At 65.1% G+C, this 13,512-nt stretch carries 8 protein-coding genes; 4 read left to right on the forward strand and 4 right to left on the reverse strand.

Annotated elements, in window-relative coordinates:
- Window positions 1–175: 175 nt before the first annotated feature.
- The 4 genes from pgaA to pgaD are packed head-to-tail and all read left to right on the forward strand — an operon-like array spanning window position 176 to window position 6,737.
- A complete protein-coding gene (pgaA, locus tag AC3A4T_RS00505) occupies window positions 176–2,266 on the forward strand; it encodes a poly-beta-1,6 N-acetyl-D-glucosamine export porin PgaA (protein ID WP_487673605.1) in 2,091 nt (696 codons plus the stop codon).
- A 56-nt stretch (window positions 2,267–2,322) separates the two neighbouring features.
- A complete protein-coding gene (gene pgaB, locus AC3A4T_RS00510) occupies window positions 2,323–4,227 on the forward strand; it encodes a poly-beta-1,6-N-acetyl-D-glucosamine N-deacetylase PgaB (RefSeq protein ID WP_487674021.1) in 1,905 nt (634 codons plus the stop codon).
- Window positions 4,228–4,275: 48 nt separating this feature from the next.
- Complete coding sequence (gene pgaC / locus AC3A4T_RS00515; RefSeq protein ID WP_215494877.1) at window positions 4,276–5,535, forward strand: poly-beta-1,6-N-acetyl-D-glucosamine synthase; 1,260 nt, start codon at window positions 4,276–4,278, stop codon at window positions 5,533–5,535.
- Window positions 5,532–6,737, forward strand: coding sequence for a poly-beta-1,6-N-acetyl-D-glucosamine biosynthesis protein PgaD (pgaD, locus tag AC3A4T_RS00520; protein ID WP_487673606.1), 1,206 nt, complete (start codon window positions 5,532–5,534; stop codon window positions 6,735–6,737). The genes pgaC and pgaD overlap by 4 nt, the downstream gene beginning before the upstream one ends.
- Before the next feature lie 101 nt (window positions 6,738–6,838).
- Here pgaD and AC3A4T_RS00525 read toward each other — a convergent pair whose 3' ends face one another.
- The 4 genes from AC3A4T_RS00525 to AC3A4T_RS00540 all read right to left on the reverse strand — a co-directional run bounded on the left by AC3A4T_RS00525 (window position 6,839) and on the right by AC3A4T_RS00540 (window position 13,486).
- Entirely contained in the window at window positions 6,839–8,050 is a 1,212-nt protein-coding gene (locus AC3A4T_RS00525) for a right-handed parallel beta-helix repeat-containing protein (RefSeq protein WP_487673607.1), read from the reverse strand.
- A 129-nt stretch (window positions 8,051–8,179) separates the two neighbouring features.
- Window positions 8,180–10,339 carry a CocE/NonD family hydrolase gene (locus AC3A4T_RS00530; RefSeq protein ID WP_487673608.1) on the reverse strand — a complete coding sequence of 720 codons (2,160 nt, stop codon included), beginning with the start codon at window positions 10,337–10,339 and terminating at the stop codon, window positions 8,180–8,182.
- Window positions 10,340–11,168: 829 nt separating this feature from the next.
- The gene (locus tag AC3A4T_RS00535) at window positions 11,169–11,828 is read right to left on the reverse strand and encodes a hypothetical protein (protein ID WP_487673609.1); all 660 of its coding nucleotides are present in this window, start codon (window positions 11,826–11,828) and stop codon (window positions 11,169–11,171) included.
- 377 nt (window positions 11,829–12,205) lie between these two features.
- Window positions 12,206–13,486, reverse strand: a complete 1,281-nt coding sequence (locus tag AC3A4T_RS00540; protein ID WP_487673610.1) for a hypothetical protein — start codon at window positions 13,484–13,486, stop codon at window positions 12,206–12,208.
- Between the last annotated feature and the right edge of the window lie 26 nt (window positions 13,487–13,512).

Raw genomic sequence — 13,512 nt, forward strand, 5'->3', positions numbered from 1 at the left:
TCACTCTGCAAAAAAACCAATTCAGACAAGCACTTGTGACACGCGATCCGCGCCGTATTCACAGAGCTTTGGCACAGCTTTTGCGTCAATACTTCGCAATGTGATGCAAATCACATTTCATTCGGAACTGCTTCACCCTCTGAAATCTCCCCCGCCATACGGATCTCGGTTGCCCATGCCGATACAGCATCGTCTTGCCCTCTCCATCGCCTTGGCGACCGCAGCCGCAACTTGTCCTGCTACGTCAGCTTTTGCCGTTACGCGTCAACAAACCGCCTCCGACCCCCTGCCCGAAATCGAGCGCCTGCGCTCCGACCGGCAGTGGCTGGCCGCGCTTGCGCGCATCGAACGTGCACAAGTACAGCGTCCGGACGACGAGCAACTGTACCGGCTGCAGGTGCTCACCCTGGCCGACCTGGGCGGCGCCGAGCGCGCCTGGGCCCTCGCCGAGGCGCGGCCGGCATTGTTCAGCGATGCCGAACGCCAGCGCCTGAGCTCGGACCGCCTGGCGCGCCGGGTGCTGTGGGGCACCCTGTTTCCGGAGAACGAAGCGCAGCGCCTGACCGAGATGCGCGACGCCCGCGGCATCCTCGAACAACACCGCGCCAACCAGACCCCGGCGCAACAGCAGGCCGAACTGCGCACGCGGTTCGACGAACTGGTGATGCTCAACCATCTCGAGCGCCACGCCGAGGTCGTGCAGCGCTACCGCGCGCTGCAGGCCGAGAACGTGCAACTGCCGATGTACGCATTGGCCAAGGTCGGCGCATCGCTGCTCGCCGACAAGCATCCGCAGGAAGCCGCGAGCGTGCTCGAGCACGTTGTGCGCGAGTGGCCCGAGGACAACGACTCGCAGCTGCAACTGGCCTACGCCTATTCCGAAAGCGAGCGCTTCGACGACGCCTACGCGCAACTCGACAAGATCAAGGCCGCCGAGCCGGCGTTCGTGCGGGTCAAGGGCGCCAAGGAAAGCCACGAGAACTGGCGCCACTACGACGCCGACAGCCACCAGACCATGATCCGCCTGTACGGCGAAGACACGGTCGGCGCGCAGCGGCGCCTGGAGGAAATGGCCGCGATCGGACCGAACAACGCCGGCCTGCAGAGCGATCTGGGCGTGACCTATCAAAAGCGCGGCTGGATCGATCGCGCGCTGGAACGTTTCCAGATGGCCAACACCCTGGAGCCGACCAACGTCGGCGCGCGCATCGGCCAGATCGGTGCGTATCTGGAACACGAACGGGTCGATCTCGCCCGTCCGATCCACGACGAATTGCTGGCCAATCGCGCGCGCGACGTGCAGGTCAAGCAGATGGCCGAATCCTGGGATCGGCGCCTGGGCTGGCAATGGTTGATCGGCACCGCCGGCGGCCGCAGCGAGGCGCGCGGCGGCGGCGCGACCGCGTCGCCGCTGGGCTCGCGCGATGCCGAACACCGCTTCGAAATCATGAGCCCGCTGATCCACGACCGTTGGCGACTGACCGCGCATGCGCGTGACGCCTGGGCCGATTACCCCAACGGCGATCTCGGCACCGATCGCGTCCACGACCGTCGCAGCGGCGTCGGCGGCCTGTACGCCTACGATCGCCTGACCGTCGGTTTCGGCGTCGATCGCGCCAACGATCGCTGGCTCGACAGCAGCGACCGCACCGGCTATTACCTCGATGCCGGCTGGCGTTTCAACGATCTGTGGCGCGGTACCGCGTCGTGGTATCGCGGCACGCCCGAAGCTTCGTTGCAGGCGCGCCGCGCCGGCATCAACGCCGATGCCTTCAGCCTGGGCCTGCGCTACACGCCGAGCGAACGCACTTCGCTGAGCGCGAGCGCGCAGCAACTGCGCTACAGCGACGACAACACCCGCACCGCGTTCGGCCTGAGCGGCGCGCAGCGTCTGTACACCCAGCCGCATCTGTTGATCGACGGCCTAGCCGATCTGGCGACCAGCCGCGCCAGCCGCCGCGACGCCGAGGTGCCCTACTTCAATCCCAGTCGCGACGCGTCCTTGAATCTGGGCCTGCGCATCGATCACTTGGCTTGGCGCCGCTACGAGCGCCACTTCCGCCAGCGCCTGACCGTGCAGGCCGGCCCGTACTGGCAGCAAGGCTACGGCAGTTACTGGGTGCCGCAGCTGCGTTACGAACACGAATGGCGTTTCGCCACCGGCCGCACGCTCGACTACGGCATCAACTGGTCGCGCCCCGTCTACGACGGCGTGCGCGAAGACCGGCTGGGCTTCGATATGACTTTCCGTTGGGGTGAGCAATGAGCGGTTTGATGGGCGGCGCGATGCGGCGCTGGATGATTTTCGTGTTGATGCTGGCGATGGCGAGCGTGGGTTCGGCCTGGGCCGCGGATGCCAACACCGCCGCGCAAGCGCCGGACATGACCCGGGTCGACGTAGGCAACGGCGAACTGCTGGTGCTGAGCTACCACGACATCCGCGACGACGTCGCGCGCAAGGGCGACCCCGACGCCTACGCGGTCAGCACCCAGAACTTCGCCGCGCACCTGGACTGGCTGTCCGGCCACGGCTATCGCCCGGTGCCGCTCAGCGACGTCATCGCCGCCTCGCGCGGCGGCAAGCCGTTGCCGCCCAAGGCCGTGCTGCTGACCTTCGACGACGGCCTGCGCAGCATCTACACCCAAGTGTTCCCGCTGCTGCGCGCCTATCGCTATCCGGCGCTGATGGCGGTGGTGACCGGCTGGGTCGATCTGCCGCGCGAGCAGCAGGTCGACTACGGCCCGCGCATGTTCACCCACGACGACTTCGTCACCTGGGACCAGTTGCGCGAAATGCAGGCCTCGGGCCTGATCGAGATCGCCTCGCACAGCGACAACCTGCACCGCGGCGTGACCTCCAACCCGCAGGGCAACACCATGCCCGCGGCGATCACCCGCGAATGGAACACGCAATCGCAGCGTTACGAAACCGAAGCGCAGTACCTGGCGCGGGTGCGCAAGGACCTCACCGACAGCGCCACCAAGATCAAGCGCGAGCTCGGCGTCGCGCCGCAATCGGTGGTGTGGCCGTACGCGGCCTACAACAGCCAGACCAACGCGATCGCCGACCAGCTCGGCATGACCGTGACCTTCGACCTTGAAGGCCGCCACCAGAAGATCGGCGCCGACCTGCACGGGCTGGCGCGTCTGCTGATGTTCGACAACCCGACCGTCAACGATCTGGCCTATGAACTGCGCCACGACGAAGAACTCGACGGCGTGCGCGCGCTGCAGATCGACCTGGACTACGTCTACGACGCCGACCCGGCCCAGCAGGCGCGCAATCTCGACAAGCTGATCGAGCGGGTCAAGCAGATCGGCCCGAGCCACATCTTCCTGCAGGCCTTCGCCGATCCCGACGGCAACGGCTCGGCCGACGCGCTGTACTTCCCGAACCGGCACATGCCGATGCGCGCCGACCTGTACAACCGCGTCGCCTGGCAGCTCAAGACCCGCGCCCACGTCAAGGTGTTCGCATGGTTGCCGGTGCTCGGCTACGAATTGCCCGACGCGGCCCTGCGCGAGCGTCTGGCGATCAAGGCCAGCAACCCGAAGGAAACCTTCCGCCTCAATCCGTTCGCGCCCGACACCCGCCGCATCGTCGCCGACATCTACGAAGACCTCGCGATCAGCGGCTACACCGAAGGCCTGCTGTTCCACGACGACGCCTTGCTGCGCGACGACGAACTGCGCGGCCAGGCGCCGGCCGATCCGGCCGCGCGCACCGCCGCGCTGATCGACTTCACCCAAGAACTCGCGCGCGCCGCCGGCAAATGGCGGCCGAAGCTGATCACCGTGCGCAACCTGTTCGCCGCGCCCGTGCTCGATCCCAAGAGCGAGGCCTGGTTCGCCCAGGACCTGGCCGCGTTCAACCGCGCCTACGACTACACCGCGGTGATGGCGATGCCGTGGATGGAGAACAGCCGCGACCCGCAGGCGTGGATGGATCATCTGGTCGCGCAGGTCAAAAAGTCGCCGCGCGGCCTGGCGCGCACGATCTTCGAATTGCAGACCGTCGACTGGCGACAGTGCGATAAGCCTGACCGGCAGGGCCGGTCGACATGCCCTATTCCTGCGGCGCGTCTGAAAGCCATGGCCCATCGCCTGCAGGCCGACGGCGCGCGCCACCTGGCCTGGTACCCGGACAACTTCATCGACGATCAGCCCTCGACCCGCGACGCGCGCGAAATCATGTCCGCGCGCGGCTTCCCTTACCTCGAGCGCTGAGCGGCCACCCGCCGCCCAGCGCATCGGAACGATCGTCCCGAGACCGTCATGAATCAAGCCGCCAGTCCGCTGCTCGCCTTGCTGTTCCAGTTCGCGTTCTTCTATCCGATCGTGATGTCGTTCTTCTGGATTTCCGGCGGGCTGTACTACTACTTCCGCCGCGAACGCGGTTCGCTGCCGCGGACCACGCCGCCGGCGATGGACGACGCACCGTTCGTGTCGATCCTGATCCCGTGCCACAACGAAGGCGACCACGTCCACGAAACCATCGCCGCCGCGCTGGCCCAGCGCTATCCGCAGTTCGAAGTGATCGCGATCAACGACGGTAGCCGCGACGACACCGGCGACAAGCTCAACCGCCTCGCCGCCCAGCATCCGCAACTGCGCGTGGTCCATCTGGACCGCAACCTCGGCAAGGCCAATGCGATGCGCATGGGCGCGCTCGCCGCGCGTTCGGAGTATCTGGTCTGCATCGACGGCGACGCCCTGCTCGACGAATACGCGACCCACTGGATGGTCTGGCACCTGTGCCAGGGCGCGCGGGTCGGCGCGGTCACCGGCAATCCGCGCATCCGCAATCGCTCGACCTTGCTGGGCCGCCTGCAGGTCGGCGAGTTCTCCTCGATCATCGGCATGATCAAGCGCGCCCAGCGCGTGTACGGCCGCATCTTCACCGTGTCCGGGGTGATCTGCGCGTTCCGGCGCAGCGCCCTGCACCGGATCGGTTACTGGTCCGACAGCATGGTCACCGAGGACATCGACATCAGCTGGCGCCTGCAGATGGACCACTGGGACATCCGCTACGAACCCAACGCGATGTGCTTCATCCTGATGCCCGAAACCCTCAAGGGCTTGTGGAAACAGCGTTTGCGCTGGGCCCAGGGCGGCGTCGAGGTGTTGATGCGCCACACCCGCGATCTGTTCTCGTGGCGCAAGCGCCGCATGTGGGTGGTGCTGGCCGAGTATGTGCTCAGCGTGATCTGGGCTTACACCATGGCCTTGATCATCGCGTTGTGGGCGATCGGACTGTTCGTCGAACTGCCTGTGCAGTTGCGCGTGACCACGCTGCTGCCGTCGTGGCACGGCGTGATCCTGGCGCTGATCTGCCTGCTGCAGTTCGCCGCCAGCATCATCATCGACCGCCGCTACGAAACCGGGGTCGGCCGCAACTACTACTGGATGATCTGGTACCCGATGGCGTACTGGTTGTTGAGCTTCGCGACCACGGTCACCGCCGTGCCCAAGGCGTTGCTCAAGCGCCGCGGCACCCGCGCGACCTGGGTCAGCCCGGATCGGGGAATTCGATGAATACGGATGTTCGCAATGCCGCCGACGCAGGCGGCACCGGCAGCGGTCGGCCGGTCAAAATCAATCCGAACGCGCACAAGCACGACTCGCGCCTGATCCAGAAACCCGGCGCGCAGCGCGCGTTGCCGCGCACGATGTGGGGCGTGATCACCGGCGCGTTCTGGCTGGCGTATCTGTATCTGTGGACGCCGGTGGTGACCCTGGTGATGTGGCTGCTCGGCATCCGCAGCGTCGCCTCGGAGTTGTACCTGCGTGAGCACGAGGTCGACCCGTTCCTGATGCTCGCCCTGCCCGCCACCGCTGGCGTGGTGGTCGCGCTGCTGCTGATCTGGGCCGAGTACAACCGTTGGCGCTTCGCGTCCAAGAGCAGCGAACGGCGCGGGCAACAGCGTGAAGTCGGCCTGGACGAAGTCGCGCGCGGGCTCGGCGCCGACGCGCAGGTGGCGCAGGCGCTCAACGCCGGCCGCGTCAGCGTGCTGCATATGGACCCGAACCACGCGCTGCCGCTGTCGGTCACCGCGGTGACGCCGACCCTGCCCGCGCAGCCGTTTCCGCCGACCGCGCCGATGCCGCGCTTCACCCGCCAGGCCGCGCCCGGCAACGGCTGGATGGTGGTGCTGGCATTGGCCACGATCGCGCTGGTGGTCGGCGTGTTGTTGCTGGTGTCGCAGGCGTATCGGCAGATCGAGAGCAGCGCGCCGATGCGCAGCGTCGAAGGCACGCCCGGCATGGATCGGCCCGCGTTGAGCGCCGAACAACTCGCCGAGCAGACGCAAGCGATGGTCGCGCGCCTGTCCGACGAACCGATCAAGCTCGCCAGGGCGATCGCCGCGGCGGTGGAGAAAGCCGAAGCCGAGCGGGTCAAGGCCGAGACCGAACGCTCGCGCACGAAAACCCGCGCGAACGCCAAGCCCCTCGCCACCAACGCCAAGCCGCGCCCGCTGCCCGGATTCAGCCCGAAACCGCCGTACCCGCTGGAAGCCCAGCGTCATCGCGAAGGCGGCCTGGTGAAATTGAAGGTGCAGGTCTCGGCCGCCGGACGCGCGCTCAAGGTCGATCTGCTCAAGCGCAGCGGTCATCGCGAGCTCGACCGCGCCGCGATCAATACCGTGCGAACCTGGCGTTTCGCGCCCGCTGTGCGCAACGGCAAGGCGATCGCCGCGGTGGTGATCGTGCCGGTGGAGTTCAAGCCACGGGACTGAACATAAATCCAACCACCAGACCACCCGAAGATGCCGGGATTTTCCACCCGTAGCCTCGCTAAATGCGGAAAAAAGAGGGGCGATAATTTCGCCCCTCTTCTTCAAGCCGTCAGATTGCTAACCACATTCAAGTTAGTACCGCCGCCGCTGATATTGGCGATGATGTTGGACCGGACGGTATTGCCCACCGCGGTGACACTGTTCGGGTTGGACAGCAGATTGACGCCATACCCTGCGTTGCCGTTGATGCTGTTGCCGCTGAGCGTGGCCCCGACACAGGCCGCACCCAACACCACGCCGTCCGTGCATGCGGTGATCAGGTTGCCGACGATGTTCACGTCGTCCGCCTCGCATTGGATGCCGACGTGTCCGTTGCCATAAATCTGATTGCCGGTCACCACCACGCCGGCGCACCCGCTGTCGAGGCGGATGCTGGTCGAGGTATTGGCCGAGAACCAGTTGACGCCGATGGACATATTGTCGGCGTAGTTGCTGTAGATGCCGAACCCGCAAGAATCCAGATCGTTGAGGTCGATCTTGTACGACAGCAACGTCGACGCCTCGGACGCGCCGGCAATGGAAACGCCGGCCGCGCCGCAAGCGAAGAACGTGTTCTGGCGGCAATACAGCCCTTCGCAATAATCCTGAACATCCAGGCCGATGCCGGACGGGATGGTATAGAACTCGTTGTCGCGGACATGCAGATCGATGCTGTGACTGGCCGCGGTACCGGTCCAGAGCACGCCCTTGCCGTTCGGCGCGAAGTTTTCGCCGTCGTTGTTGATGATCTTGACGCGAATGGTGCGGCGGCACTTCACCCCGCCGTAGAGCTTGTTGTTGCCGTAGAAGACGCAGCGCTCGACCCTGGCGTTGGTCACCAGGTTCATGCTGACCGCATAGCCGCTGGTGGAAACCACCGTTTTCTCGAACGTCAGTCCGCGTACGTTGATGTTCGCCCGCGCATTGACGCCGTCGCCGATCTCGATGTGGTTCGCAGTGGCCGAATCCGAGGACAGGCCGGCGGAACGGCCGACAATACCGATATTGCTGCGGTTGACGCGAATCGGGTTGGAGCCGAGGTAGTAGCTGCCCGGCGGGAACACCAGTTCCATCGACACATCGCCGGCACGCGAGGCGATGGCGTCCTCGATGTAGTCCCGCAATGGGGTCGTATTGGTGGCCGCGCGAATGCCGGCATGAAGCGCCACGGGAATAAAATCCAGCACGGAAACGGACACTCCGTCGCCGTCCAGGCTAAGGCTTTGTTGCGCCGAGCCCGGTGAATCGGACTCGGCGAATAGATTCGTGGTCATTGCTCACTCTCCTGTTAGGCGTCATTGCCGTCGACGGAATCGACATGCACGACTTTGCTCCCTGCATGCCTCAGAGAATGAGACTTTCCATGTCAAGCCGCGGGGTCTCGCGATCAGGCGATACAACCTCTATTCCGCCAGCGGCACCTCCAACCAACTCCCACCCAACCACTCGATCCGCAACGGCTCCCCCGCATCCGCCAACGTCTCATCGCTGACATCCTTGCCGCTGCCGTAATTGATCTGGTCCTGCGGCGATTTGCCCGGCCACAGCAGCGCCACCACCCGACTGCCGGGCTGGAATTGGCGGCTGCCCAGCCGTCCCGCGCTGAAATCGAAGCGCTCGCGGCGGCCCGGCGTGAGCAGGCGGCGGTATTCGGGATGGCCCTGATAACTCAGCCGCGATTGATACCGCGCCAACTCGACGTATTCGCCTTTCGCGGTGAGTTCGTACAGATCCACATGCAGGTCAAGATCGCGCTTGTTGGTCTTGAGTTCCAGATGCCCGCCGAACAAGCCGCTGTATTCGACCGCCTGCGCGAACGGCTCGCTGACCAGCACCACGCTGCCGACCGTGTCGATGGCCGTGTCGACCGCATTGCCGCCCGGACTGATCCGGTCGACATCGCCGCGCTCGGCCAGATTCAAGGTCTGCACGATCGGCGCCACGTCTTTGCCCGCCTTCTCGCTCAGCGTCCAGGTGCCGTCCTCGCGCGCCGCGCCGAAATGCAGACGCAGCCGGCGCGGCCCCATCGCCGCCAACGACGGCGCGTGCTTCCAGACATTCGCGCCCATCACCTGGTAGTTGATCCGATCCTTCAGCAACGCCGGCTTGGGGGCGCCCTTGAACACGTAATCGAACCACTGGTAACGCAACTGGCCGATGTCGATGTGCGCGACCGGATCGACGGTATAACCGCGCACGCTGTTGCCGGCCACCACAGTGCCGCGCTGGCCGCTGAAATGATCGTAGGGACCGACCACCAGGTAATGCTCGGCCTGGGGCCGATAGCGGTAATGCTCGCGCAGATGATGCAGCGCGCCGATCTGGGCGCCGTCGAAGTAACCGGTGGTGGTCAGCACTGGAATATCGATCGCGCCGTACTCCTGGCGATACGGGATCATGCTCTGCCAATAGGCGTCGTAGTCGGGATGATCCATCCAGCGCCGATACAGCACGTTGGTGGTTCCGTCGATCTTGTCGCGCTCGCGATAGGCGCCGCCCTCCACATACCATTGCCGGAACATGCGCCGCCAGCGCGCGTTGTCTTCAAACGGCGCGTTGTCCAAGGTCTTGTTATTGGCGACATAGAACGGCCAGTAATGCTGGAAACCGTAGAAGATGCCGCCCTCCATCGGCACGTCGATCCCGGGCGCGCCGGTCACCGACGGCATCATCGCCTTGAGCGCCTTCGGCCGATGCTTGGCCGTCGCCCATTGGGTAAAGCCCTCGTAGCTGCCGCCGAACATGCCGACCCGCCCGTCGCTCCAGTCCTGCGCCGCGATCCAGTCGATCAACGCCGCCGCATCGGCGCCGTCGTGCTCGTACGGCACCGGCGTATCGGGGCTGCAGCCCTTGCCGCGACTGAGCCCGGTCACGCCCGCATAGCCGTTCGCCGCGCTGCGACGCGCTTCGTTGAGCATCGTCGCCGGATTGGCGTAGATGGTGAAGTTGAGCAGCGTCGGCAGCTTGGCCGGCGCCGAGCGCTGGCGCACGATCAGCGCGCACACGGTCGCGCCCTCGGGCGTGCGCACCGCGACATCGCGCTGGATCAGATACCGCCGCGCGTCGTCGGCCGCCAACAGCTCGGCGGCCTGCGCTTTGAACTCGCGATAGGCCGTGGCGATCATATAGCGGCGAACCAGCGCCAGCGCGGCCGCCTGATCGATCCGCGGCTTGCCCTTCTGCGCCGACAGCGCGGCGTCCACTGCCTGCTGCTCCGAGGCCAGGTCGAACTGATCGCCGCCGAACCCGCGTATCGCGATGGCCGCGGCGCGATCGTCCATCGCCCCGAACGCCGTCTCGAAACTACGCCGGAACGCCGTGTCGAAATCGATCCGTTCGCGCGCCTGCAGTTGCTTGCTGGCGGCGTAGATCTCGTACTGCGCCATCGTCGCGCGCTGCTGCGGCGGCCCGCCGAGCGGCGACAACCGGCGCAGTTCCTCGATCGACGCCAGCGCCTGCGGGTACTGCCCGGCGACGATCTGCAAGCGCGCGGCATTGCCCAGATAACGAACCCGGTCGGCGTCGGTGTAATCGGCCAGTACCTGCCCGGCGAGCTTGGGCATGGCCCGATCCAGCTCGGCTCGGTCGTCGATCGCGGCGGCGGGGAACGGATAGTCCGAGACGGCGAACGCCGGGCCGGACAGCAAAGACAGCACTACGAAACAAACCGCGACAGCGCGAAGCATCCCTTTCTCCCCTGGCCGCGAAGGGCGGCCGTATTGCCATGGATGAGCGAACGGGGCAAATGGTCGCATGGCCGCGATACGAACTTGCGGGTCGGAGTATTCGGGAGGGGCCGATGCGACGGAGCCGGCGATAACCGGAGCGAAACCGCCCGCGGACGGTGCGACATCGGGCAAGCGACAACTCGCGGACGCACGGACTCGTCCTGAGGCTGGCATAGCGAGTGCGGGATGGTCGCGCGGCAACTGCGCGATGCTGATCGCCGCCCCTCGATTTCAGGCAAGTAGTCAGCGAGCACCATTCCCGACTGTAGGAGCGGCGTAAGCCGCGACCGCGACACCACGACTCGCGACGAAGCGATCCGGACGCTACGCAGTCGCAGCTCGCGCAGCTCCTACAGCGAGCATTCGAAGCACCATTTCCGACTGTAGGAGCGGCGCAAGCCGCGACCACGACACCACGAACCGCGACGAAGCGGTCCGGATGCTACGCAGTCGCAGCTTGCGCAGCTCCTACAGCGAGCATTCGAAGCACCATTTCCGACTGTAGGAGCGGCGCAAGCCGCGACCGCGACAACACGAACCGCGACGAAGCGATCCGGACGCTACGCAGTCGCAGCTTGCGCAGTTCCTTGGGCGCCGAGATGGCCGGAAATGGCCTGTCCGCGCTGGAACGTGATTCCGAACCCAGCGGTATGTCCGGACCGCGTCACACCACGGACGTCAACTTGAGCGTGCCGTACTTCTGGCGATACAGATAAAGCATCGGACGCACGACCCGCACGTATTCCTCCATCGCGTCGACATTGACCTGATCGATGCTGCCTGCGTTATCACCCGACTGCACGAACCGTATCCCGTACTCGCCGATATCCAGCAACTGCTCCGCCCACTGCGCGAGGGTTTCGTCCTGCCTCCATGACGCGGGATTGAGAAGTGCGAGGATGGCCAGCTGCTCCTGCGACAACGCGCGGGCCTGGATCTGTGAGTTGACCGCATTGCGGTAGCTTCCGATGTAATCCTTCGCGACTTCCGCCGCCATCGAGATCAGGTCGCCGACGCTGGCGGGGCCCGAGGTCGGAACGAAGGCGGTCATCGCTTTGACCAGTTCCCCCATCGACTCCTTTTGCGCATGCATCTGACCGTACACGCCCCAGACCAGAGCGACGCACTTGGCGCACTTCTGCATGTTGTTCATGTAGGACTGTTGCAGGGTCTGCTGAACGGAGGTGTTGATCTGCGCCGTCCACTGGTCGGCGGGGATGTCCTGGACCCGCTTGAGGTTGTCGTATACCAGGGCCTTGATGCTGAAATTCCGCAACGGAGTCTTTCCCTTGGCGTTGCTCGGATAAACGTTTTCCCATCCCATTGCCTGTCTCCTTCGTGGTAAATGAGCGCGCGGCTCGCTCGCGGCGCACAAGAGGCGCCGCGCACCGGCGTGATCTGTTCGGCTGTGTTCGCGGCCATGTCGGCACTGCGTGCCTGGCGCGCCTGATCGCGCCGCGGCCCGATGCGACGCTTCGTCAGGCTTGGATTCGTGCGATCGCTCGCACGTCGACGTGGCGGCCGCCTCACTGCATCCCGGCTTGAGCCGCTCTTCGGTTGAACGTCGCGACCGCGCCGATGTGAAATCGCAACGGATGTTGTCGCTCGAAACAGAACGGGACGCGCGTGGTTTCACGACCGTCCGGCTGGAATCCACTCGGCCTGCTTCGGCCTGGGTTCGCGCCCGCCGCGGCCCGACCGCTATTCGTGCTTCTCGGGAAACTTGAATCCGATATAGGTACCCGAGCTCAGGCCCATCAGCCCCAACAGCGTGGCGCTGAATTCGGGCATGCTCAGGTTGTTGTAGACCGAGGACATGAACATGATTCCAAGCACGATCGTCCAGGCGAAAATCTGGAAGCGATGGAAGGAATAGCCATGGCGATCGGCCATCACGTCGCGAAGAAATCCGCGCGTCGCGCGCGCCGATTTCGTCGATTCGAGCGATGGCAGCTGCTGCTCGGTCTGTGCGATCCGCATTCGCGCCTGTTGAATCTGCTTGTCGAGGTTGTCGCGGTGGGCCAGGTTGTCGGACGACACCGGGGTCGCCAGATCCAGCGCGGCGCGGCGTGACTGCAAGTCGGCGACGGTCTGCTCCAGCGCCTGTCGTTCCGCCGCCAGTCCCCTTCGCTGCTCCGAGCGTGCGGTGCTCTTGCCGGAATCGATCAGCGCTTCGCTCAAGGCCGTGCCGGCGCTGATCCCCATCAGTCCGAGCAGCGATGCCGTGATCGTGTCGAGCCGGTCGGTGACCAGCCAGATCACCAGGTAGGAGACGTAGATAAGAAAGAACCAGAACGCCATCTGGGTGCGGCCCAGGTTGTAGGCCTTGGCCCGTCCGCAGGCTGGATCGGGGCCCGGGTCGCGAATGATGCTGGTCTTGCGCGCCAGCCGGACGAACAGGACCACAGTGAGCAAGGCGACGATCGCCGCGATCACGCCGTACACCGGAGAGATGACCACCATCTGGATCGGATTGCGCTCGTCGTAGACGGTTTCGAACGGCGAACGATCCTCCAGCCCAACGCTGAATCTGACCGGTCGCTGGATGCTCTGCGGCGCGCCGAGCAGATCCGTCCACAGTTCGGTGTTTTCGGGCTTGATCTTCAGATGAAAAAACAGACGGCCGCTACGCGGGTGGATTTCCTCCGCGTAGTTGCCGCGGACCGCCCTTCCGTCGATGAAAGGAACGAGCTTGGCCGGGTCGTTGGTGGCCGACCACTCTTTCAAGTTCGCCACCGTGACCCTGGCGATATCGTTGAGCTCGATGATTTCGTCGACGCCGGTCACTTTCGGGATCGCTATCGGCGCCGTGGTCGGATCAGCCGGACTTGGGTATTCTGCAGCGGCGACGCCCGCGCCGGCGGATGTCGTGGTGTCGCGCGCAGCGGAAACCTGCGCGCACGCCGGATGGAATGTCGCGAAAACGAATGCCAGCGCCAGCAAAGACGGAAAAACAAGCTGAGTTGAAATCCGGTTCGACATGATCGTTGTCCAGACCAATTCTTGAA

This window comes from Lysobacter sp. Soil_N_51, assembly GCF_057655755.1.